This is a genomic window from Streptomyces caeni (assembly GCF_042678285.1).
Lineage (GTDB): Bacteria > Actinomycetota > Actinomycetes > Streptomycetales > Streptomycetaceae > Streptomyces > Streptomyces caeni.
In genome coordinates this window covers 43,729-61,696 of record NZ_JBHUDX010000058.1, presented here as the reverse complement: position 1 = coordinate 61,696, position 17,968 = coordinate 43,729, and the positions used below count along the sequence as shown (strand labels likewise).

General features: G+C 70.9%; 15 protein-coding genes. 9 read left to right on the top strand and 6 right to left on the bottom strand.

Annotated features, from left to right (window positions below; all coding sequences use genetic code 11):
• Positions 1-5 precede the first annotated feature (5 nt).
• Genes ACFSL4_RS21280 through ACFSL4_RS21270 form a run of 3 tightly spaced genes read right to left on the bottom strand, consistent with a single transcriptional unit; the run spans position 6 to position 2,750 of the window.
• Entirely contained in the window at positions 6-1,253 is a 1,248-nt protein-coding gene (locus ACFSL4_RS21280; protein ID WP_381085170.1) for an ABC transporter substrate-binding protein, read from the bottom strand.
• Between the two features lie 53 nt (positions 1,254-1,306).
• On the bottom strand, positions 1,307-1,999 hold the full coding sequence (locus tag ACFSL4_RS21275) for an ABC transporter ATP-binding protein (protein WP_381085167.1): 693 nt from the start codon (positions 1,997-1,999) through the stop codon (positions 1,307-1,309).
• Positions 1,992-2,750: an ABC transporter ATP-binding protein gene (locus ACFSL4_RS21270; protein ID WP_381085164.1), complete on the bottom strand. Its 759-nt coding sequence runs from the start codon at positions 2,748-2,750 to the stop codon at positions 1,992-1,994. Before ACFSL4_RS21270 ends, ACFSL4_RS21275 begins: the two co-directional genes overlap by 8 nt.
• A gap of 631 nt (positions 2,751-3,381) precedes the next feature.
• Here ACFSL4_RS21270 and ACFSL4_RS21265 point away from each other — a divergent pair.
• From ACFSL4_RS21265 to ACFSL4_RS21250, 4 genes are all read left to right on the top strand, one after another.
• On the top strand, positions 3,382-4,095 hold the full coding sequence (locus ACFSL4_RS21265) for an LmeA family phospholipid-binding protein (protein WP_381085161.1): 714 nt from the start codon (positions 3,382-3,384) through the stop codon (positions 4,093-4,095).
• A gap of 2,274 nt (positions 4,096-6,369) precedes the next feature.
• Positions 6,370-8,049, top strand: a complete 1,680-nt coding sequence (locus ACFSL4_RS21260) for a chloride channel protein (protein ID WP_381085245.1) — start codon at positions 6,370-6,372, stop codon at positions 8,047-8,049.
• 105 nt (positions 8,050-8,154) lie between these two features.
• On the top strand, positions 8,155-8,400 hold the full coding sequence (locus tag ACFSL4_RS21255) for a hypothetical protein (protein WP_381085158.1): 246 nt from the start codon (positions 8,155-8,157) through the stop codon (positions 8,398-8,400).
• Positions 8,401-8,604: 204 nt separating this feature from the next.
• Positions 8,605-9,333 (top strand): DUF4142 domain-containing protein, encoded by a 729-nt coding sequence (locus ACFSL4_RS21250; RefSeq protein WP_381085155.1) that lies wholly within the window; start codon positions 8,605-8,607, stop codon positions 9,331-9,333.
• A 35-nt stretch (positions 9,334-9,368) separates the two neighbouring features.
• Here the strand turns inward: ACFSL4_RS21250 and ACFSL4_RS21245 are convergent, their stop codons facing one another.
• Together ACFSL4_RS21245 and ACFSL4_RS21240 are read right to left on the bottom strand one after the other, a co-directional pair.
• Entirely contained in the window at positions 9,369-10,049 is a 681-nt protein-coding gene (locus ACFSL4_RS21245; protein WP_381085152.1) for a hypothetical protein, read from the bottom strand.
• A gap of 266 nt (positions 10,050-10,315) precedes the next feature.
• Positions 10,316-10,852, bottom strand: a complete 537-nt coding sequence (locus tag ACFSL4_RS21240) for a MarR family winged helix-turn-helix transcriptional regulator (protein WP_381085149.1) — start codon at positions 10,850-10,852, stop codon at positions 10,316-10,318.
• 405 nt (positions 10,853-11,257) lie between these two features.
• Between ACFSL4_RS21240 and ACFSL4_RS21235 the strand changes: the two genes are divergently transcribed.
• The 5 genes from ACFSL4_RS21235 to ACFSL4_RS21215 all read left to right on the top strand — a co-directional run bounded on the left by ACFSL4_RS21235 (position 11,258) and on the right by ACFSL4_RS21215 (position 16,636).
• A complete protein-coding gene (locus ACFSL4_RS21235; protein WP_381085146.1) occupies positions 11,258-13,729 on the top strand; it encodes a plasma-membrane proton-efflux P-type ATPase in 2,472 nt (823 codons plus the stop codon).
• 133 nt (positions 13,730-13,862) lie between these two features.
• Positions 13,863-14,312 (top strand): universal stress protein, encoded by a 450-nt coding sequence (locus ACFSL4_RS21230; protein WP_381085143.1) that lies wholly within the window; start codon positions 13,863-13,865, stop codon positions 14,310-14,312.
• 194 nt (positions 14,313-14,506) lie between these two features.
• Positions 14,507-15,151 carry a TetR/AcrR family transcriptional regulator gene (locus tag ACFSL4_RS21225; RefSeq protein WP_381085140.1) on the top strand — a complete coding sequence of 215 codons (645 nt, stop codon included), beginning with the start codon at positions 14,507-14,509 and terminating at the stop codon, positions 15,149-15,151.
• Between the two features lie 11 nt (positions 15,152-15,162).
• Positions 15,163-15,822: an ABC transporter ATP-binding protein gene (locus tag ACFSL4_RS21220; RefSeq protein ID WP_381085137.1), complete on the top strand. Its 660-nt coding sequence runs from the start codon at positions 15,163-15,165 to the stop codon at positions 15,820-15,822.
• On the top strand, positions 15,809-16,636 hold the full coding sequence (locus ACFSL4_RS21215; RefSeq protein WP_381085134.1) for an ABC transporter permease: 828 nt from the start codon (positions 15,809-15,811) through the stop codon (positions 16,634-16,636). Before ACFSL4_RS21220 ends, ACFSL4_RS21215 begins: the two co-directional genes overlap by 14 nt.
• A gap of 145 nt (positions 16,637-16,781) precedes the next feature.
• Here the strand turns inward: ACFSL4_RS21215 and ACFSL4_RS21210 are convergent, their stop codons facing one another.
• Complete coding sequence (locus ACFSL4_RS21210; protein WP_381085131.1) at positions 16,782-17,963, bottom strand: thiolase domain-containing protein; 1,182 nt, start codon at positions 17,961-17,963, stop codon at positions 16,782-16,784.
• Positions 17,964-17,968 lie beyond the last annotated feature (5 nt).

Genomic DNA, 17,968 nt, shown 5'->3' with positions numbered 1-17,968 from the left:
GGTGGTCAGCTCATGTGGCAGTCGGCTGAGGGCTTGTCGAAGGCGCGGTCGGCGGGGATCGTCTCCACCAGCTGGGTGTAGTCGCCGTCCTCCGTCGCCTTCTTCGGGTCCTTGACCTGGGCCAGGTAGGCGTCGTGGACGACCCGGTGGTCCTCGGCGCGGATGGTCGCGTCACGGGCGAAGAAGTCGCTGAAGTGCTGCCCGTTCAGCTGCTTGGACACTGCCTCGGACTTGTCGGTGCCCGCCTTCTGGACTGCTTCGAGGTAGTGGGAGGCCGCGGAGTAGTCGGCCGCCTGCACGAACGTCGGCCGCACGCCCGTACGGGCCTTGAAACGGTCCGCCCAGCCGCGGGCCTGGGCATCCAGGCCCCAGAACCAGGCGGTCGTGAACATCGTGCCGGCGAGCTTGTCCGCGCCGATCGCCTTGATGTCGGTGTCGAACAGCAGGCCGATGGCGAGCTTGATGCCCTGGTCCTTCAGCTTGAACTGCTGGTACTGCTTGACGACGTTGGCCAGGTCACCACCCGCCTGCAGCGCGCCGAGCACGTCCGGGGCCGGCTTCATGCCCTTCGCCTTGAGCAGGAAGGTGGAGAAGTTGTCGCTGGGGAACGGCGTGGGGTCCTTGCCGACGACGGTCCCGCCCGCGGCCTTGATCGCGGACTCGAACTTCGCCTGCATGTCCTGGCCGAAGGCGTAGTCCGGGTAAATGGTGTACCAGCGCTTGCCGCCCTGCTCGGTCACCTTGGTGCCAGTGCCGTGCGCGAGCATGTAGGCGTCGTAGGCCCACTCGTAGGTGTACGGGTTGCAGGTCTTCCCGGCGAGTTCGGTAGTGGCCGCCCCGGTGTTGAAGTACAGCTTCTTCTCCTGTCCGGCGACGGTCTGCACCGCCAGTGCCGCCGAGGAGGTGGGCACGTCGAACAGGGCGTCGGCCCCCTTGCGTTCGTACATCTCGCGGGCCTGGGTGTTGGCCACCTCGGGCTTGTTCTGGTGGTCGGCCTGGACGACCTCGATGTCCTTGGTGACCGCCTTGCCGCCGTACTTCTTCTTGAAGTCGTCGACGGCCATCTTCACCGCGTCCACCGAGTGGGGGCCGGCGAGGTCCGCGTACACACCTGACAGGTCGGTGAGCACTCCCAGGACTATCTTGTTGTCGCTGATCTTGCCGCCCCCCGCGCTGGGGCCGCCGCCCCCGCAGCCGGCGACGAGTGTGCCGGCCGCCAGCGCCGCCAGGACCGTGGTGATCGTGCGCTTCATGTGCTTGTTCCTCCTGATCGGGAACTGATCGGTGCGCCCTCGTGGCGGTGGCGTCACAGGCCGAGATGGGCCATGAGTTCGTGTTCGTGTTCCTGGATGCCGCTGTTGGCGACCTCCAGCGCGACGCGCCCCTGCGCCAGCAGGTAGTGGCGGTCGGCGACCGTGGCGGCGAACCGGAGGTTCTGCTCGATCAGCAGGACGGAGACCCCGTGCTGCTTGGCATCGCGAATGATCTCTCCGATCTGCTGCACGATGACGGGGGCGAGACCCTCCGTCGGCTCGTCGCACAGCAGCACCCGGGCTCCCGCCCGCAGCACGCGGGCCAGGGCGAGCATCTGCTGCTCACCGCCGGACAGTTTGGCGCCGGGAAACCGCCGACGGGCCGCCAGCACGGGGAAGGTGTCGTACACCCGCTCCAGCGGCCAGGGCGAGGCGCCCCGGACAGGTGGAAGGGTGAGGTTCTCCTCCACCGAAAGCTGGGCGTAGACGCCCCGGTCGTCGGGGACGAAGCCGAGCCCGCGGCGCGCCCTGCGGTGCGGCGGGAGACCAGTGATGTCCTGCCCCTCCAGTGCCACCCGGCCGGTCGCCTGGGTGTGCAGGCCCATCACGCAGCGCAGCAGCGTGGTCTTGCCCGCACCGTTGCGGCCGACGAGCGTGACCACCTCGCCGGCACCGACCCGCAGCGACACCTCATGCAGCACGCGTGCCTCGCCGTAGGCCGCGCTGACCGCCGTGATCTCAAGCAACGTCCGCCCCCAGATACGCCTCCACGACCCGCGGGTCGCTTCTGACCTCGTCGTACGGGCCCTCCGCCAGCACATCGCCGCGCTGCAGTACGGTCACGGTGTCCGCCAGAGAGCCGACGACGCTCATGTTGTGCTCGACCATGACGACCGTGCGTCCCGCCCGGATCCGGTCGATGAGGGCGACGGTGCGGTCCACGTCCTCCAGGCCCATGCCCGCCGTCGGCTCGTCCAGCAGCAGCAGTTTCGGATCGAGCGCGATGGCCAGGGCCAGTTCCAGCGAGCGCTTCCGTCCGTACGGCAGGCTGCCGGATGGCTGCTCGGCCAGGGCCGCGAGCCCCACCTCGTCCAGCAGTTCCAGCGCGCGCGGCGTGAAGCGGCGCATCCGTTTCTCGGAGCGCCACCACTGCCGGGAGAGACCGGTGCCCGCCTGCAGCGCGAGTTCCGCGTGTTCACGGGCGCTCATCTGCGGGAACAGCGTGGTGACTTGGAAGGAACGGGCTATGCCGAGACGGGCGATGCGCTCCGGCGGAGCCGACGTGACGTTGTGGCCGTCGAAAACGATCCGGCCCGCGCTGGGCTTGAGGAACCCGGTCAGGAGGTTGAACAGTGTGGTCTTGCCGGCCCCGTTGGGGCCGACGAGGGCGTGCACGGTGCCCTCGACGACCCGCAGGTCGACGGATCCGACGGCCCGGAACCCCTGGAACTGTTTTGACAGGCCCTGCGTATGCAAGATGACGTGTGCTTCGGTCATGGTGTCCTCGGCAAACCCGGAGGAAAACCGCGGGCGGTCGCCGCGTGGAGGAGAAGCTAGGTGTCCCCTCCCTGGACGGCCACGGGGAGGGCACACATATCTAGCCGCTCGCACGTGGTGACACCACACATATGAGGCGTCGGGGTTCGGCCACTCTTCCAGCACCTGGCCGCTGTCGAGCCCGTAACAGATCTGACGGCACGCTCACAATCCGTGTGATATCGCCTGACGCGATTGGGGCTGTGGTGCCCAACGCCATGTTGCCGCCGCACGCTTGACCCTACGGTTTCGCAACGCACCCCGGTGCGCCCTGCGCCCACGGCCGGGCTGGCGACCGGAGGAACACCGTGCGATCAGTGAAGGAGCCGCCCTTGTCGCTGTCCCCAGCCCGCGGACGGCCACGCAGTCGGCGGTGCCGCCGCCCGCCCTGCCCGTCGCAGCCTCCCCGCGACCGGTCCTGGTGGACAGGCTCGCTCCCACAGCACACGTCCTTGCCGTCTTGCGTGACTGGTGGCCCCATCGCGGACCCGGGGAGCAGCCTCGCGCAGCCGGTCGTGCATGATTGCTCCGCGTGCCGCTGATCACGCGCGGAAGTACGGAAGTCACCACGGGGCACCACAGGGGGATCGGGATGAAACGTCGCTGGGTCAAGGTCTTGGCGATCACGGTTGTGGTGCTGGCCTTACTCTTCACGGTCGCCGACCGCGTCTGCGTGCACTACGCGAACGACGAGGCCGCGCAGCTCGTCAAGGAGAAGTACGGCTACGGCAACACCACCGACGGCCATCTGGACGTGTCGATCGAAGGCTTCCCCTTCCTGACCCAGGCGTTCGCCGAAGACTTCAGCCACGTCAAGCTGACGGCGCGGCAGTTCCTCATCGACACCACGGCCAACGCCCCGGGCGGCTACCTGCATATCGAGCAACTCCGGCTCGACCTGCGCGGTGTGACGGTGACATCGCTGACGGCACGCCGTGCGGAGGCGAACCTCGCCACCGGCACGCTGACCCTGTCGTACGAGGAACTGTCCGGTGTGGTGACGCGGTTGGCGGGCAACGGGGCGTCGGTCAGGGTGTCACAGGCCCCGGGGTCGGCCGGTCAGGCGGCGCACGTCAAGGTCACCGGCACGGCCGGCGGGACGGCCCTGAACAGCACGGGCACACTCCTGGCCCAGGGCACGGAACTCTCCCTGAACATACCCGGTGCCGAACGGGCGTCGGCCGTGTGGCGGGTCAGGCTCCCGGAAGGCGTCGGCTTCACGGCGGCACGCGCCACCGCTGACGGGGTCGAGATCGGCATGGTCGGTCACCAGGTGAACCTCGGCTCTTCGCGCTTCACGAGATGAGCCCGTCCCACCGAGCGGGAGCGGCGGCTCGGGACACGGTCCGCACGCCGTACTCACCCGAGGATCCAGGACCCGACGGCGAGAACGGTGAGGATCAGCAAGACGGGACCCAGGGGGCAGGCCCCGGTCGCGGTGCGAGACGGGTCGGACGGGCCGCAGCTCGGGGTGCGCGTGCAGGGCGGTGACCTCCTCCACCATGCGGACGTACGACGGATACAGGCTGAGCCGACGCTCCGCCTTCGGCAGGCCCACGCCCGGAATTCTCCAGCTACCGCCGTCCGACGTGACTATCTCCACGCTTCCTTCCGCTGTGTACCGGGCCGCCCGCAGCCGTTCCCAGGGGACATGCCGCACCCGCCACGCCCCGACCAGCCATAGCCCCGAACTGTCCGCAGTGACACGCCAGTTGAGCTGCGAGGCAGCGGGGCCGGCCCACATCAGAAGGCCGGGCAGGAGAACGACCTTCCACCCGAACCCCTCCGTCACGAGCAGGTGGATGACGAAGGCGGTGCCCGTCACCATGCACAGGGCCAAGGCGAGGCCGCCGGTGCGCGCCAGAGCGCTCGGTCCCCAGCGCAGAGGATGTTCCCCCGGAGGCAGGGACACGGAGACCCGGTCCGCCGCGGTCGCATCCTGTGGGTCCACGGCCACGGAGGCAGGTCCTGACTCTTCGGCGGTCGGCGTCGTCCCCGTGCCGGGGCGAGGCCGCCGGACAGGGCCGGTCGTGCGGATCACGACCGGCCGGGCGTCCCTGTCGGTGGTGGCGAGGACCAGTTCGCCACCTTCGTACGGAGAGCCGAACATGACGGCTTCGTGCAGCCGGGTGTCGACGACGAGCGGCTCGTCTTCGTCTGCTTCGACCTCGCCGTGCTCTGCCTCGGGCTCGTCCGCGTCGCGCCGATCCGCGGTGAACCGGCCGACGAGGACCGGAGTACGGGCGGCTGTGTCATCCCCCGCGTAGATCCAGATCCTGCCGTCGTCGCCGAGGCGTTCCAGTATCCGCAAGGCCGGCACCGGTGCCCGGCGCAGTGCGGCGGCACGGCGCCGGGCCAGCAGCCCGGTGAGCAGCATGGAGCACCCGGGCAGGCCGACGGCCAGGGCGAGCAGCTGCCGGCCGAGGGCGTCGTACGGCTCGGCGGCCAGGCGCCGCCACCCTCCGTCCTCCAGCACCGTCACAGTGCCGCCGATGCGGTAATCCTCCGGGTATGCCGCACCGAGGGTCAGACGCCGGCCGTCGCCGGTGCGCACCCGGACCGACTCTCCGCCCCGTGCGACCACTGTCGCGGTGGTGCGCGCGGCGTGATCCGCCCGGTGCTGGTCCGCGCGGATGTCGTCGAGCCCCTGTACGACGGCGAAGGCGGCCGTCCCGATGAGCAGCAGCCCTGCTGTGATTGGGATCGTCCCGCGCCGCAGTGGGGCGGCCGGGCCGGGCAGCGGGTGCCGGAGTCCCGCGGCACGCTCCGCCGAGCGTCGTTGCCGGTGACGGGCGGCGAGGCGTTCGCAGGCGGCCGCGCCGCCGAAGGCCAGGGCCACGAGTACCGAGATGTTGGCGGCCGAGGCCATCAGCCCGCGGCCCGGCAGTTCCACCCGTGCGACGATGACCGCCAACACGGGTGCGGCGATCAGCGCCAACTCCGGCAGCCGGGCGAGCCAGTACACAAGCCCCACGGCCAGCCCCATCTCCGCCATGCCGAGCCAGTCCGCACCGCACGGAGCGGTGTCGCTGCACGGCCGGTCCGGCGTCGCCGCGTTCGCCCAGACCATGGTGATCAGCAGTGCCGCTGCCGGCCACAGCGGCCGCGCCCAGGGCGCGGCGCGGGCGCGGGTCCACCGGGCGGCGTCTTCGGAGGACCAGACGGGTGCCGGCGGGTACGCAGCCGGACGGTATCGGGACGGGATGCTCGGACACCCGAGGATTATGCGGTGCGGACGCCCTCTCGACACTGCCGGTGTGCGGCAATGTCCTGGGTCTGGAACTGCAGCACGGGCCTTTGCCCGTACGGAGCCTGGACGGGCCACTCTCTGAACCGATGGTCCGGATCAGTCACTCGGTGCAAGGACAGTACGCGCCCGGGTCGGTGCAGCAGGCCCCGGGGCCGGACTGGCACCCCCTTGACATGTTTTGCATAATGCAAAACTAAGGAAGGGGAAGTGATGCGTGCCATCGAGGCGGCCAAGGACACGAAGCGAACGAAACGGACGACAAGCCCTGAGACGAGCGACCCCATACTTGCGCAGGCGTTCGCGGCTCTGCGCTCCACCTCCTGGACCCTGATGGCGCTCGCCGTGATCGTCGGCGCCGGAGCCGGTGTCGGCTCGGTGGTCTTCCGGTGGTGCATCGAGACCTTCACGCACCTCTTCTCCGGCCACGCCGACTACGCGGCCTCCCCCGGCACGGGCAATCCGCACGCGCCGTGGCTCGGCCCGTACTTCGTGCTCCTCGCCCCGGTGCTCGGCGGCCTGCTGTACGGACCGCTGGTGAACCGGTTCGCCAAGGAGGCGCGCGGCCACGGGGTGCCCGAGGTGATGCTGGCCGTCGCCCAGCGCGGCGGCCGCATCAGCCCGAAGGTCGCCCTGGTCAAGACGCTGGCCTCCGCGCTGACCATCGGCTCGGGCGGTTCCGTGGGCCGCGAGGGACCCATCGTGCAGATCGGCTCCGCGCTCGGCTCCACCCTCGGCCGCGTGACCAAGGTGACCGAAGGGCGGATGAGGCTCCTGGTCGCCTGCGGCGCCGCGGCCGGCATCGCCGCGACGTTCAATGCCCCGCTGGCCGGGGTCTTCTTCGCCATGGAACTGATCCTGGGCACCTTCAGCGCGGAGGCGTTCGGCGCGACGGTACTGGCCAGCGTGACGGCGAGCGTGATCGGACGCGCCGCCTTCGGCGACGCGGTCTTCCTGCGCCTGCCGGACTTCCACGTCGACCATCTCGCCCAGTACGGCCTGTTCGCGCTGCTCGGCATCGTCGCCGCCGCTGTCGGAGTGGGCTTCTCGCGGTTCCTGTACCTGATCGAGGACGCCTGCGACTGGATCTGGCGCGGCCCGGAGTGGCTGCGCCCCGCGGTCGGCGGGGTGGCACTCGGCCTGGTGCTGCTCGCCCTGCCCGAGATGTACGGGGTCGGTTACCCGGTGCTGCAGAAGGCGACCCACGGCGGGTACGCGGTCGGTTTCCTGCTGTTGCTGCTGGTGGGCAAGATGCTGGCGACCAGCCTGACCATCGGCATCGGCGGCTCGGGCGGGGTGTTCGCCCCCAGCCTGTTCATCGGGGCCATGCTCGGCTCGGTCTACGGAGCGGGCGTACACAACCTGCTGCCCCAGTCGGCCGGCGCAGTGGGCGCGTACGCCTTGATCGGGATGGGCGCAGTCTTCGCCGGCGCGGCCCGCGCACCGATCACCGCCGTGGTCATCCTCTTCGAGCTCACCGGCGAGTACTCGATCATCCTGCCGCTGATGCTCGCGATCGTGCTCGCCACCGCCACCAGCCGCCTGCTGACCCACGACACCATCTACACGCTCAAACTGCGTCGGCGCGGCATCGATCTCGAAGGCCCCGCCTCCGGCGCGCAGATCGGCTCCCAGCGCGTCGGCACCGTCATGGAACCCCTGCCCTCGCCCCTGCCGGCGTCCACCACGCTCGCGGACGCCGCCGATCTGCTGAGCCTGTCCGGCCACGGTGCCCTGCCGGTGATCGACGACGCCGGCGCGTACGTCGGCATCGTCACCGCCCAAGCGGTGGCCGAAGCCCTTGCCGAACAACCGGAGGCAGCGCCGACGCTCGTCGGGCAGCTCGCCGAGCCGCCCGCGTCGGTGGCGGCGGACCAACCCCTCTCCCAAGCCCTGCGCACTCTCATCTCGGCGGCGGGCACCGGAGTGCCGGTACTGGACTCCGCGCACGGCACACCGGTCGGCTGGCTCAGCCACCAAAGCGCCCTCCGCGCGGTCCACGCCTCTGCCTGATGCATGACGGCCGTCCGCCGCGGCCACACCCTGCGGTGCCGTTTTGCACTGTGCAAAAATAGAAGGAGGGAGACCTCGACGACGGCCCCTTCCAGGAGGTGGCTCATGCATACAGACCATGTTCGCCGCGCCTACTCCTTCGCGTGTCTCGACTGCGGACACGGCTGGGAAGCCGCGTATGACATCGATGTGACCGTGGGCGAGCGTGCCCGGATCGACGCCGTGTACCACCTGGACGGCAGGCGCGTACCCTCGCCCCTGACCTCTCCCCGCTGCCCGGCCTGCGAGAGTCGGACCGTCCGCATCATGCGGCCGGGACGTGTCGCTTCGGCGCGCCTGCACGAGGCGTGAGGACCGCACCGCGGCCCCTCACGGTCGTCGGCGCGGGCCGGTGCGAACCATCGCGAACTCACCCCCGGTACCGGCCTCGGGGCTGTCCGTGAAGGAGTCGGCCGCTTGTGTTTGGCATCATGCAATCTTTACCTGGAGCAAAGGTTCCGGCGTGCCGTGCCTCCGTACCCCCGGACGTTCACGCTGTCCGCAACGGGAGGCACCATGCGCATATCACGCACCACGGCAGGAACCGTCCTGGTGGGCGGCGCGCTGAGTCTGACCCTCGCCGCCCTCGTCTACCCCGGCATGCTGGGGATCCAGAACACGTCCACCAACGCCGCACGCGTAATCGCCAACACCCGGTACGGCCCGCTCACCGAGGCCGACCGCGACTTCGTCGTCAAGGTGCGCTCCGCCGGGCTGTGGGAGTTCCCCTCCGGAGAGATGGCCCTGCAGAAGGGCACGACCCCGGCCGTCCGCACCGCCGGTCAGCACCTGGTGATCGGGCACTCGGCGCTCGACGCCACCTGCCGCAGGATCGCACCCGAACTGGGCATCACCCTGCCCAACCAGCCCACCCCCCAGCAACAGGGCTTCGTGGCGACCCTGAAGTCGGACACCGGGAAGCAGTTCGACACCGACCTGGCCAACATCCTGCGGGTGACGCACGGGCAGATCTTCCCGGCCATCGCCAAGATCCGCGCCACCACCACCAACACCCTGGTCCGCCGGCTGGCCGATCAGGCCAACGACATCGTCCTGGACCACATCACCGTGCTGGAGCGCACGGGCCTGGTCAACTTCGGCCAGGTCGACTTCCAGGAGACCACTCCGCCCAAGCTTTCCTCCGGTCAGGTCACCCCGCCCGTGCCCCAGCCGGGGGAGCCCGTCGTCGTCCTCAGCCCGCCTCCCGGCGTACCCACGACCGGGGTGCCCACGGGGAACCCGTGAACACCGCCGCTCCCGCACCGTCCCCGGCCGGTCGGTCAGCGGCGATCGGCGCCGCCCCGCTCAGAAGGCGTCAGGGCGTCCGACGGCCCGGACATCCGGTAGGAACGCACGACCGCGACCATGCTCCCGGCCATGAGGGCGGCGGCCCACCCGGCCAGGCCGCGCAGCGGCCCCGGCACCCCTGCCCCGGCCTCCACGCCGCGCGGGAGCACGCGTCCCTCGGGGTCGTAGAGGACGGACAGCGCGTCTCCCGGGCGGGTCGTCTGCAGGCATCCTCGCCATATGCGGACCTTGAGCGGTACGCCGTTGCCGTCCTCCACGGAGCACAGGTAGTGGTCGCGCCCGTCGGCCGTCACCCCGGCGTCCCGAACCGCCGTCACCACGACGGACTGCACCCGCCCCCGTTCCGCCAGCACCACGCCCGCCGCGGCCTGCGGGGCCTGGAGCGCCAGGCACACACCCAGCAGCGCGACGACGCCGATCAGCGCGCGTCCGGCCCGCACCAGAACCAGATACAGGGCGAGGGCGGCCGCGCACACGAGGCCGGCCTCGCCGTCGGCCAGGGAGGGTCTTCCGGTCCAGGCGCCGACCAGCGTGCTGCCGACGATCGCCCCGGCAGCGAGGAACCCGGCGAGGAACCCCTCGCCGATCAGCCACCAAGGCGGCAGGCCGACGAACTCCGAAGGCCCCCACACCGCAGACCGCAGATGCGCCATCAGGCGCGTGTCCGCCGCGGACGGGAGCCGATGCCGTCGTCGCACTCGCGTCTCACCCCAGTGTCGTTCCCGTCCGCCTGCGGCCTCACATCCTGCCGCCGGGGGAGGAGGACACCAGTCCGGCGGACACACCTGTGGGGCCGGCAAGCGTCGTGGCCCAGCGGCGAAGCCTCACGTTCCACGTGTCTCTTGCATTATGCAAAAAGACTGCGGGTGGGAGAAGGACGGACGGCTCAGGACCGGAATCGGACGCCCGCATCACGGCGTCACGCCTCGTGCGCCACCGCGCCGTCCATCACCCAGCCCAGCGGATGCGGCTCCGGGTCGTCCACCGCGGGCGCCGGGGGCTCCCCGCCCGCCTCGTTGAACGCGTTGAGGGCCTCGATCAGCGCCAGCCGCTCCATCGGGCGGAGCCGCTCGACGATCGCCGCGATCTCGGTGCGACGCCGGGCGGTGACGTCCTCGACGATGCGCCGTCCCTCCTCGGTGAGCTGCAGCAGCGTCTCACGACGGTTGTCAGGATTGGCCCGCCGGTCGGCGAGGCCGACCGCGATGAGCCGGTCGACCATGCGCATCGCCGTCGACGGCGCCACCTGCAGCAGATCGGCAAGCGCGACCAGTTTGGTGGCACCCCGGGTGGACAGCACCACCAGCATCCGGAACTGCGGGACGGTCACCCGCTCCTCGACCTCGGCGAGGGAGCGGGCGGAGACCGCGATCAGCAGTCGGGAAGCGGTCAGCACCGCTCGGGTGACCGCATCGACATCGTCCATGGCCCCTGCGGGGTTCCTGCGTTCCGGCATGCGTCCTTTCTACCGCGTCCCGTTGCCGGCCCAATGGCGCAGCGGGAGGATTGTTCCTCCGCATGAGCGTGGCACCGGAGCAGGAGCGTCATCGCGGGGCGGCCCGGCGGCATGCCGTACAAGGCCCTCGCTCGCGCCTTCGTTCCCGGCGCCCGCCTCCTGCGCGAGTGCGATCACCGCCGAGTGGCGGGTGCCGAGTGTGTCTCCGGCGGCGAAGATGCCGACGCGCGTTGGCCGGTGCAAGGTGGTGGATGGACGGAGGCGACCAGGGAGGGCGGACCAGGCCCATGGCCATCACGCTTTCCGATCGGCAGACCGTCCGGGGTGCGGCTGTCCCGGTGCGTCGTCCCGGTCGGCACCGGCCCGCACCGCCCTTGTCACGGGGTGTCGAGGGGGTGCGGCCTCGTGAGCGGTGAGGGCGGGCGGGCTTCAGAGGAGTTGGCGCGGGCGCCGCTGCCCGCCGTGTTCGCCGAACTGGGCTCCTCCGCGCGGGGGCTGAGCAGCGCACAGGCACGCACCCGGCTGGAGCAGGTGGGTCCCAACGAGATCGCCGAGCAGCGCCGCAGCGCGCTGCTGGTGTTCCTGGGCTACTTCTGGGGGCCGATCGCCTGGATGATCGAGGCGGCGCTGGTGCTGTCGCTGCTGGTGCGGCACTGGACCGACGCGGCGATCATCGCGGTCCTGCTGGCGATGAACGGCGGTGTGGCGTTCGCCGAGGAACACCAGGCGGCGAGCGCGATCGCCGCGCTCAAGCAGCGGCTGGCGACCACGGCGCGGGTGCTGCGGGACACGGCCTGGGCCACCGTGCCGGTGCGGGAACTGGTGCCTGGCGATGTGGTCCGCCTCCGGCTGGGGGACGTGGTCCCGGCGGACGCACGCCTCCTGGGGGCCGCGGTCCAGGTGGACCAGTCGGCGCTGACCGGTGAGTCGCTGCCGGTGGGCCGTGGTGCCGGGGAGGTGCTGTACTCGGGGTCGGTGGTGGTGCGCGGCGAGACCGACGCCCTGGTGTACGCCACCGGGGCGGCCAGTTTCTTCGGCCGTACCACCGCACTGGTGCAGGCGGCGGGAACGGCCGGCCACTTCCAGCGCGCCGTGATCAGGATCGGCCAGTACCTGATCGTCGCCGCGCTCGTCCTGGTGTCGCTGACCGTGGCGGTGTCGGTGGCGCGCGGCAACGCGGTGCTGACCGTGCTGGAGTTCGCCCTGGTCGTCCTCATCGCCTCGGTGCCGGTGGCACTGCCGGCGGTGCTGTCGGTGACCATGGCGGTCGGCGCCCGCCGGCTCGCCCGCCGGCAGGCGGTGGTGTCCCACCTGCCCGCGGTGGAGGAACTGGGCGGCATCGACGTGCTGTGCTCGGACAAGACCGGCACCCTCACCCAGAACCGGCTCGCAGTGCAGAGCCCGTGGCAGGCGCCGGGTGTCGAGGCGGCCGACCTGCTCGGTGCGGCGGCGCTGGCGTCCCGCGCGGAGGACCGCGATCCGATCGACCTGGCCGTCCTGGCCGCGGCTCCCGATGACCTGCCCCACGGCCGTGTGGTGGTGGAGTTCGTGCCGTTCGACCCGGTCACCAAGCGCACCGAGGCCACCGTCAGCGACCCCGGCGGGGCTCGGTTCAAGGTCAGCAAAGGGGCGCCGCAGGTGATCGCCGCCCTGTGCGCGGGCGATCCCGCCGCACGGCGACTGGACGCGGTGGTCCAGGAGTTCGCCTCCCGCGGCTACCGTTCGCTGGGCGTGGCACGCACCGACGCCACGGGCACCTGGCTGCTGCTGGGGGTGCTTCCGCTGGCCGACCCGCCCCGGGACGACTCGGCCGCGACCGTCTCCGCGGCCCGCGCACTCGGGCTGGAGGTGAAGATGGTCACCGGCGATCAGGTCGCCATCGGCCGGGAGGTCGCTCGCCGCATCGGCCTCGGCGAGCACATCCTCCCGGCCGGCACTCTCGCCGCGTCCGGCCCGGCGGAGGAGGGCGTGCAACGGTCCGCGTCCGCCGCCGTGGTGGAGTCCGCGGACGGATTCGCCCAGGTGTTCCCGGAGCACAAGTACAGGATCGTGAAACTCCTGCAGGCCAGGGGCCACATCGTGGGGATGACCGGCGACGGCGTCAACGACGCGCCGGCACTCAAGCAGGCCGACGCCGGGATCGCGGTGGCCGGTGCCACCGACGCCGCCCGCGCCGCCGCCGACGTGGTTCTGCTCGCCCCCGGCCTGTCGGTCATCGTCGACGCCATCCGTCAGGCCCGGGAGATCTTCGCCCGTATGATCAGCTACGCGACCTACCGCATCGCCGAGACCATCAGGGTCCTTCTCCTGATCGCGCTGGCGATCGTCGCGTTCGACTTCTTCCCCGTCACCCCCGTGATGATCGTGTTTCTCGCGCTGCTCAACGACGGCGCGATCCTCTCCATCGCCTACGACCACGTGCGCGGCGCGGACAAGCCCGTGGCCTGGGACATGCGCACCGTGCTGACCATCGCCACGGCGATCGGCCTCATGGGCGTGGCCGAGACCTTTCTGCTGTTCGTCCTCGCCGACCAGGTCATCGGCCTGGACCGGGGCCTGATCCGCACCCTCGTCTACCTGAAACTGTCCGTCTCCGGACACCTCACCATCTTCGTCACCCGCACCCGCGACCCCTTCTGGACCCGCCCCGCGCCCGCCCCGGTCCTGCTGGGCGCGGTTCTCGGAACCCAGCTGATCGCCACCCTCATCGCCGCCTACGGCGCACTGATGACCCCGCTCGGCTGGGCCTGGGCGGCCGCCGTCTGGGGCTACGCCCTGATCTGGTTCCTGGTCGAGGACAGGGTCAAGCTCGCCGCCCACCACTGGCTCGGCCACCACCCACGTCGCGCCCGGGTGGCGCAACCGCCACGGGCGTGACCGGTCTGGCCCCGGCCCCGTGCCGTGGCCGGTCGCCGGGCCGGACGGGGCAGGCGTCTGGACCGAAGGTCCCTTTCGGGCGTGCCCTCGCCGGCAGGAGTCTGAAGCGAGCAAGAAGGCACGGCATGGAGAGGTGAGGGCATTGGGCGGCGCAGCACCCCGGGAAGTGATCGTGGTGGGGGTGGACGGATCGGACTCCAGCAGGTCGGCGCTGCGGTGGGCGGCTCGCCAGGCAGAGCTGACCGGTGCGGAACTGCGTGCCGTGCAGGCGTGGCGCCTGCCGGTCACCTACGGCATGCCCGTGGACTACTCGGGCGGGGACTTCGAGGGACGGGCCCGCGAGGAGTTGCGGCGCACCATCGAGGAGGTGCTGGGGGAGCACTCCGGCATCCCGGTCGTCCCGCTCGTCGTGGAGGGCCACCCGTCGCTCGTCCTGACCAAGGCGGCCAGGAACGCCGACCTGCTGGTGGTCGGCAGCCATGGACACGGCGCGTTCGCCGGAATGCTCCTCGGTTCGGTCAGCCAGCACTGCGTCCAGCACGCGACCTGCCCGGTGCTCGTGGTGCGCACCGCCGACGACTGATCCCTTGATCCCTGCGGCGGCCCTCACGTCGTCCTCCGGCGGAGCGGTCCCGCGGCGCTCCAGCACGTCGGACCGATGGTCCCGCCGCGACCAGGCCTGCCCGCGACGGCGCGGCACCCGCAGCACCGGTGACAGGACGTGAACGGCGGGCCCCTCCATGGACACGGGCTGAACGATTGTTTAGTATGCTGTACATGCGTTCAATCCGTGATGACCGGACCACGCGTGCGGTCATCCGTGACGAGGCTCTGCGCTTGTTCGCCGCGCACGGTCCGGAGACGGTGTCCGTGCGGCAGATCGCCGCCGTCGCGGGAGTGTCACCCGCCCTTGTCGTGCATCACTTCGGGTCCAAGGAAGGGCTGCGCCAAGAGGTCGACCACCATGTGCTGGGCGTCTTCGAGGCGATGCTCGGCGAACTGACCGGAGAAGGCGGAGCGGAGCTGCTCGATCCGGGTACCGGAGCGGGTTCACTGGGTGAGGTGTTCGCGCGGCACCTTCCGCCCGGCTCGCCGCTGCCGGATTACCTGCGCCGGCTCCTGCTGTCCGACACGGACGCCGGACGGCTGCTCTTCAGGTGGCTGTTCGACCTGAGCCGGACGGCGCTCGACGGCATGGCGGCCGCGGGACTGGCAGCGCCCGGGCGTGAGCCGGCGGTGCGTGCCGCGTTCCTGCTCGGCAACGACCTGGCTGTCTTCCTGCTGCGTGACCGTCTCACCGAGGTCCTGGGCGTGGACCCGCTGTCGGCCGAGGGCATGGCCCGCTGGGCCCCCGAGATGCTGAGCATCTACGCGGGCGGGCTGAACGCGACACCGCAAGAAGTACAAGGGGACGACTCATAGGGAGACCGCGCATGGCGACCGGTTCGACACCAGCCCCATTGCCTATACTCCAAGCCCGCGACATCCACAAGTCCTACGGCAGACATCCTGTGCTGCGGGGCGCCGACCTCACGGTCGACCCCGGGCAACTGGTCGCCGTGGTCGGCGAGAACGGCGCCGGCAAGTCGACGCTGCTGAAGATCCTGGCCGGGACCCTGCCCGTCGACCGGGGCGAGGTCACCCTGTCCGGGGCCCTCGGTTACTGCCCCCAGGACCCGGTCCTGAACGCCAACCTCACCGTCGAGCAGCATCTGCGCTACTTCGCCGCCGCCCACCGCCTGCCCGACCTGGACCGCGGCCATGAACTCGTCCGTCTCCTCGGCTACGAGCGCTACGCGCGTTCGGCCGCCGGCGATCTGTCCGGCGGCACCCGGCAGAAGCTCAACCTCACCCTGGCCCTGCTCCACGACCCGGACGTGCTGCTCCTCGACGAGCCCTATCAGGGGTTCGACTGGGAGACGTACCTGCGGTTCTGGGATGTCGTCGACGGCCTGCGCGCCCACGGCAAGGCCGTCGTGATCATCACCCATCTCGTCTTCGAGCAGGACCGCTTCGACCTGCTGGCCGATCTCGCCGACGGCCGGATCACCCCGCGTACGTCATCGAGGGAGCAGCACGATGTCCGTGCCTAGCACCGTCCCGCCCCGGCCGCTGCTGGGGCAGTTCCCCACCGCCCTGCGGTTCTGCGTCCGCGACCAGACCCGCAACCGCCTCGCCGGGCTGCTGCTCGTGCTCTTCGTACCCGTGTGGTACCTGCTGATGGACGCCATGGCCGGGCACACCCCGCTGAACTTCAAGCTGTACTCGACCGGCGACGTGCTGCGTGTGGACGGCGGCCAACTGACCCTGGTCTCGGCCGGTCTGAACTCCGTCACGATGATCGCCGGGTTCGTCGTCTTCGACGCCGTCCGCAAGGCACTCGCCTTCGACCGGCGCCTGGTCTTCGCCGGGTACCGGCAGTCCACCCTGGTCGGCGCCAAGTCTCTGGCCGTCGCCCTGGTCGCCACCGCGATCGCCCTCTACACGGCCCTCGCGATGCTGCTCTTCTGGCGACCGGGTCTCGCCGGCTGGTTCGCCGTACTGGCGGGGTTCACGGTCATCGCCCTCGCCTACGGCGCCCTCGGCCTGTTCCTCGGCGTCCTGGTGAAACACGACCTGGAGGGCTTCTTCCTGATCATCATGGGCGGCCTGATGGACACCTTCCTGCAGAACCCGCTGGGCAACCCGCTCGCCAACAAGCCCGTTCTGCAGTGGTTCCCGTCCTTCGGCCCGATGCAGTTCGCCGTCGGCGGCGCCTTCGGGGAGAGCGCGCTATGGGGCCACCTCGCCCTCGGCCTGGGCTGGGCGGCCGCGTTCGGCGTGGTAGGACTGGCCATCTTCCGGATCCGGACCCGCAACCGCACGCACGCGGGATCACCGACGGCGGCCGTACTCCCTCCGCGGTGACCCGCCGGTTCTTGTCGGGGGGACCACGCCGGAGGCGGGCGGGTTCAGGCCGGACGGGCGGATGCGGCAGGCACACATGACCACGCGCACCGTCCCCGTGAACGGCTGACGAGGGCGCCGCGCACACCGGTGGGCGATCAAGCGGTCATCCGCGCAGCACCGTCGCGTAGTTGGCGACCGCGACACCGCCCATGTTGTGCACGAGGCCGGTGCGAGGCCCGTCGAGCTGCATCTCGCCCGCCATGCCGGAGAGCTGGAGAGCCACGAGGGCGTGCTGCGACACGCCGGTCGCTGCCACGGGGTGCCCCTTGGCCTTGAGCCCCCCGGAGACGTTGACGGGGAGCCGGCCGTCCCGGTACACCCAGCCCTCCTCCACGGCGCGCCGGCCCTGTCCCCGGGGCGTGAGTCCCAGCATCTCGTAGACGAGGAGTTCGGCGATGGTGAAGCAGTCGTGCACCTCGGCGAGATCGAGGTCGTCCACCCGGATCCCGGCCATACCCAGGGCACGCTGGACGGCGAGTCGGCCCGCGGCGAATTCGAGGACGTCGCGTCGGCGGGCGTCGAGGTGGTCGTTGGCGTGCCCCACCCCGGCGATGAGGGCGAGCGGGTCGGCCGGGTCCCGGCGCAGGACGAGGGCGGCGGCTCCGTCGCTGACGGGTGAGCAGTCGGTGCGTCGAAGCGGCCCGGCCACCAGGGGATTGGCGTCCGAGACGGTCGAGCAGAACTCGATGCCGAGGTCTTTGCGTATCTGCGCCCACGGGTTCGAGCACCCGTTGTGGTGGTTCTTCGCGGCGATCGCGGCGAGGACATCGCCGAGCCAGTCGTCAGCGGCGTACCGCTTGGCATAGTCCTGCGCGACGTCCGCGAAGAGGCCGGCGAAGCCGGTGGGCGAGTTCGTTCCGGCGAGCTGAGGGTCGGCTCCCAGCAGTGCCCGGGCCACTTCGGCACCCGTCGCATGGGTCATCTTCTCGGCGCCGACGACGAGCACGGTGTCGGCGAGCCCGGAGAGGATGGCCCGAACGCCCTGGTGCACGGCGGCCGAGCCGGAGGCGCACGCGTTCTCGACCCGTGTCATCGGCCGCCCCCAGAGCCCGCCGGCAGCCCCGAGCGGGAGGGAGGACGGGAACGCGAACGGTGTGAGGCCGCTGTTGAACTGTGCGACGAAGATCTCGTCGACCTCTTCGGGCTCGACACCCGCGTCGGTCAGGGCTTGGGACGTCACCGTCTCGACGAGACTTCCCACCGTCTCCGTCGGCAGCTTCCCGAAGGGGGTATGGGCTGCACCGATGATGCCGATGCGGGCGGGCAGGGGCGTAACCGCAGTCATGGTGC

Coding starts and splice junctions, on each gene's coding strand:
- ACFSL4_RS21265 (WP_381085161.1), top strand. CDS start 3,382: ATGAAACGTCGCTGGGTCAAGGTCTTGGCGATCACGGTTGTGGTGCTG.
- ACFSL4_RS21225 (WP_381085140.1), top strand. CDS start 14,507: ATGCGTTCAATCCGTGATGACCGGACCACGCGTGCGGTCATCCGTGAC.
- ACFSL4_RS21270 (WP_381085164.1), bottom strand. CDS start 2,750: ATGACCGAAGCACACGTCATCTTGCATACGCAGGGCCTGTCAAAACAG.
- ACFSL4_RS21255 (WP_381085158.1), top strand. CDS start 8,155: ATGCATACAGACCATGTTCGCCGCGCCTACTCCTTCGCGTGTCTCGAC.
- ACFSL4_RS21215 (WP_381085134.1), top strand. CDS start 15,809: ATGTCCGTGCCTAGCACCGTCCCGCCCCGGCCGCTGCTGGGGCAGTTC.
- ACFSL4_RS21240 (WP_381085149.1), bottom strand. CDS start 10,852: ATGCCGGAACGCAGGAACCCCGCAGGGGCCATGGACGATGTCGATGCG.
- ACFSL4_RS21260 (WP_381085245.1), top strand. CDS start 6,370: ATGGCGCTCGCCGTGATCGTCGGCGCCGGAGCCGGTGTCGGCTCGGTG.
- ACFSL4_RS21280 (WP_381085170.1), bottom strand. CDS start 1,253: ATGAAGCGCACGATCACCACGGTCCTGGCGGCGCTGGCGGCCGGCACA.
- ACFSL4_RS21210 (WP_381085131.1), bottom strand. CDS start 17,963: ATGACTGCGGTTACGCCCCTGCCCGCCCGCATCGGCATCATCGGTGCA.
- ACFSL4_RS21250 (WP_381085155.1), top strand. CDS start 8,605: ATGCGCATATCACGCACCACGGCAGGAACCGTCCTGGTGGGCGGCGCG.
- ACFSL4_RS21245 (WP_381085152.1), bottom strand. CDS start 10,049: ATGGCGCATCTGCGGTCTGCGGTGTGGGGGCCTTCGGAGTTCGTCGGC.
- ACFSL4_RS21220 (WP_381085137.1), top strand. CDS start 15,163: ATGGCGACCGGTTCGACACCAGCCCCATTGCCTATACTCCAAGCCCGC.